Annotated in this window: 4 protein-coding genes; all 4 read left to right on the top strand. The window is 33.5% G+C overall.

The annotated features are described in order from the left end of the window. Positions 1 to 198 precede the first annotated feature (198 nt). Positions 199 to 2,061 (top strand): ABC-F family ATP-binding cassette domain-containing protein, encoded by a 1,863-nt coding sequence (locus AC15TD_RS11425; RefSeq protein ID WP_484452279.1) that lies wholly within the window; start codon positions 199 to 201, stop codon positions 2,059 to 2,061. Further along, positions 2,061 to 2,834, top strand: coding sequence for an O-methyltransferase (locus AC15TD_RS11420; protein ID WP_484452278.1), 774 nt, complete (start codon positions 2,061 to 2,063; stop codon positions 2,832 to 2,834). The genes AC15TD_RS11425 and AC15TD_RS11420 overlap by 1 nt, the downstream gene beginning before the upstream one ends. 44 nt (positions 2,835 to 2,878) lie before the next feature. Continuing rightward, positions 2,879 to 3,562 (top strand): ABC transporter ATP-binding protein, encoded by a 684-nt coding sequence (locus AC15TD_RS11415; protein ID WP_484452277.1) that lies wholly within the window; start codon positions 2,879 to 2,881, stop codon positions 3,560 to 3,562. Positions 3,563 to 3,720: 158 nt separating this feature from the next. Beyond that, the coding region (locus AC15TD_RS11410) for a cob(I)yrinic acid a,c-diamide adenosyltransferase (protein ID WP_484452276.1) at positions 3,721 to 4,170 on the top strand (450 nt) is incomplete at its 3' end.

The following is a 4,170-nucleotide window of genomic DNA, read 5'->3' as shown; positions in this document are numbered from 1 at the left end:
CCTTTATCTTGTAAATAAACAATATCCTTATTAGTAATACATGATGAAATAAACGCACTGATTATTAAGCAAATAAATAAGATTAGTCGATTCATTCTGGGCTTATTCTTTACAAGCAAATATAACCTTTCAACAGGAATATAAAAACTAATGTAGCAAATTTTGGTAATTTGTACCATCTTTGCAAAAAAGAATCTTTTGAATTATCTAACTGTTGAAAACATATCAAAATCTTACGGAGAATTAACCCTGTTTGAGAATATTTCCTTTAGCATCCATAAGGATGAAAAGATAGCATTTATTGCTAAAAATGGCACTGGAAAGACCTCCATTTTAAATATTATTGCAGGTGATGACGAACCTGATTCTGGCAATATAACTTACCGAAAAGGTATTGCTGTTTCCTTTTTGCCTCAAGATCCTAAACTTGATCCGGCATTAACCGTTGAAGATACCATTTTTGCAAGTGAAAACCCTATTTTGAAGGTCATTTCAAACTATGAAAAGGCCTTGTTGCATCATGAAGACCAGGAAGCTTATCAAAAAGCCTTTGAGGCTATGGAACGGCACCAAGCCTGGGATTTTGAAACCCAATACAAACAAATTCTTTTCAAACTTCAACTTGATAATTTAGATCAAAAAGTAAGCACCCTTTCCGGAGGACAAAAAAAACGATTGTCTCTGGCTAATGCACTTATCAACAAACCAGATTTACTCATTTTAGACGAACCAACAAACCATTTGGATCTGGAAATGATTGAATGGCTAGAAGCTTTTTTTGCAAAAGAAAACATCACGCTTTTTATGGTAACACATGACCGGTATTTTTTAGAGCGTGTTTGTAATGAAATTATTGAGTTAGACGAAGGTGAACTTTTTAGTTATAAAGGCAATTACTCCTATTATCTTGAAAAAAGAGAAGCCCGAATTGAGCAGCAAACCGTAGAAACTGGAAAAGCCAAGCAATTGTTTAAAAAAGAATTAGAATGGATACGCCGGCAACCTAAAGCAAGAACTACCAAATCTAAATCTAGAATAGATGATTTTCAGGATATTAAACACCGCGCTGGGCAACGTAGAAACGACCACCAAGTGCAGTTAGAACTTAATATGGAGCGTTTAGGTAATAAAATTATTGAGCTTCATAATGTTTCTAAATCCTATAAAGACAAGATTATTCTTGATGGCTTTAGTTATATGTTCCAAAATGGGGAGCGTATGGGAATTATTGGTAAAAATGGAACTGGTAAATCTACTTTTCTAAATCTGCTTACCCAAAGCGTAAAACCAGATTCTGGTAAAATAATTATTGGAGAAACGGTTAAGTTCGGTTATTATACCCAAAATGGGATTACCATAAAACCTGAGCAAAAAGTGATTGACGTTATTAGGGAGTTTGGCGATTACATTCCACTAAAAAAAGGTCGACAAATTAGTGCACAACAGCTTTTAGAACGCTTTTTATTTAGTAGAAAAAAACAATATGATTTTGTTGAAAAATTAAGTGGTGGTGAACGTAAACGCTTGTATTTATGCACGGTTTTAATTCAAAACCCTAATTTTTTAATTCTTGATGAACCTACTAACGACCTAGATATCGTTACACTCAATGTTCTTGAAAGTTTCTTGCTCGATTTTCCTGGCTGTGTAATTGTGGTGTCTCACGATCGTTATTTTATGGATAAAGTAGTTGATCATTTATTTGTGTTTAGAGGTGACGGTATTATTGAAGATTTTCCTGGAAATTATACCGATTTTAGAGTGTATGACGATAGCCAACCTGCAATTACTGATGCCTCGGAAGACAAGAAGAAAAAAAATACCTGGAAAAAACCAGATTCCAACAAGTTATCATATAACGAAGAAAAAGAACTAAAAAATATTGAAAGCAAACTTAAATCTTTGACTTTTGATAAAAACGAACTTGAAAGCAAGTTTAACGACCCTTCTTTATCACAAGATGAGATATTAAAGCTTTCAAAAAAGCTTCAAAAAATTATAGATGATATGGATACCAAAGAAGAGCGTTGGTTTGAACTCTCATCAAAATTAGAGGATTGATGTGGTATCAAATAAGCCAATACATAAAATTTATATTAAAATCCACTAACCAACATGGTGTTCACTCACCTTTTGTTTATGATTTAATCACCAAATGTTTTTATGATAAAACGTCCTATGAAAGATATAAAGCCATTTCAGAATTCAGGAAAGGACTCATAAATAATCCATTAAAAATAGAAGTCACTGATTTGGGTGCTGGTTCAAACAAAATAAAAACAAAAACTAGGTCGGTATCAAAAATGGCAAAATATGCTGGAACTACATTGCTTAGAGCTAAACTTTTATACAGAATTACCAACTATTTTAAACCACAGCACATTTTAGAATTAGGCACATCGCTAGGAATAGCGACACATGCGATGCAATTTGGGAACAGAGATGCAACAATTACCACTATTGAAGGCTGCCCAAACCTATCTAAATTTTCAAAAGACAATTTTCACAAAAACAAATTAAAAACCGTCAATATAGTACATAGCGATTTTAAAAATGCACTTAATAAACTAACTAGCAATTCATTTGATTTAATATTCTTTGATGGAAATCATAATAAAGAAGCAACCTTAAGCTATTTTGAAACACTTTTACCGACCATTCATAATGACACTGTCTTTATTTTTGACGATATTTACTGGTCTAAAGATATGACAGAAGCCTGGGAAGAAATTAAACAGCATAAAAAAGTTAAAGTTACCATTGACACCTTTTTTTGGGGAATGATATTTTTTAGAAAAGAACAGAAAAAAGAACATTTTACCATTAGACTGTAACAACTTTTTAGCATGTGCGTCAAATACTATAGAATTCTATTTTTATGAGTAACGTTATTAAAATCAGAGACATTATTCGCGACTTTAAATTAGGTCAAGAAACTGTTCATGTATTAAAAGGCATCGATTTAGATATTGAACGAGGTGAATATTTGGCAATCATGGGGCCTTCGGGTTCTGGAAAATCGACGCTTATGAATATTATAGGTTGCTTAGATACCGCGACTTCGGGTACTTATATTTTAAACGGAAAAGATGTAAGTAAAATGTCTGATGATGAATTAGCAGATATTAGAAACACAGAAATTGGTTTTGTATTTCAAACCTTTAATTTATTACCACGTACTACGGCACTTGATAATGTTGCCTTACCAATGGTCTATGCGGGTTTTTCAAAAAGCGAACGCACAAAACGAGCCACAGAAGTTCTTAAAGATGTCGGATTGGCTGATAGAATGGATCACAAGCCTAATCAATTGTCTGGTGGTCAAAGACAGCGTGTTGCTGTTGGTCGCGCTTTAGTAAACAACCCTTCTATTATTTTAGCTGATGAGCCTACGGGGAATTTAGATTCTAAAACATCACTGGAAATTTTAAATCTTTTTGAAGACATCCACAATGCAGGAAATACCGTTATTATGGTGACCCATGAGGAAGACGTTGCTTCCAGAGCCAAACGTGTTATTCGCTTGATTGATGGGATGATATATTCAGATACTGTAAAATAATCGATTCTTAAACATAAATTTTAGGTTATTATTTTTAGTTTTTATGTTTTACTTATACCTTTAAACCATGAAACGAGCATGCAAAAAGGCATAATCCCCCAATGGAATGATTAATAGCGAACAGCATATGTCCGTAATAAAATAATGGAGTTTAACACATGAAAATTTACACAAAAACAGGAGATAAAGGCACTACGGCATTATTTGGTGGTACACGCGTGCCTAAACATCATATTCGTATTGAAAGTTATGGCACCGTTGATGAGTTAAACTCGCATCTTGGACTAGTTAGAGACCAAGATATGGATCCACATTACAAAGACGTCATCATGCATATTCAAGACAGGTTATTCACTATTGGCGCTATTTTAGCAACTGATCCTGAAAAGAATATTTTAAAAAATGGAAAAGAACGATTAAATATTCCTAAAATTTCTTCTGAAAATATTAACCTATTAGAAAAAGAAATGGATACTATGAATGACGCTTTACCAGCAATGACTCATTTTGTATTACCTGGCGGACACCAAACGGTGTCATTCTGTCACATAGCGCGCTGCGTTTGCAGAAGAGCTGAGCGTTTATCTACATCTCTAAATGAAATATCG

This window comes from Yeosuana sp. (assembly GCF_057126245.1).
This window is presented reverse-complemented; position numbering and strand designations above follow the sequence as displayed.

Excerpts from the sequence above, each read along its gene's own strand:
- AC15TD_RS11420 (WP_484452278.1), top strand. The coding sequence starts at position 2,061 with ATGTGGTATCAAATAAGCCAATACATAAAATTTATATTAAAATCCACT.
- AC15TD_RS11415 (WP_484452277.1), top strand. The coding sequence starts at position 2,879 with ATGAGTAACGTTATTAAAATCAGAGACATTATTCGCGACTTTAAATTA.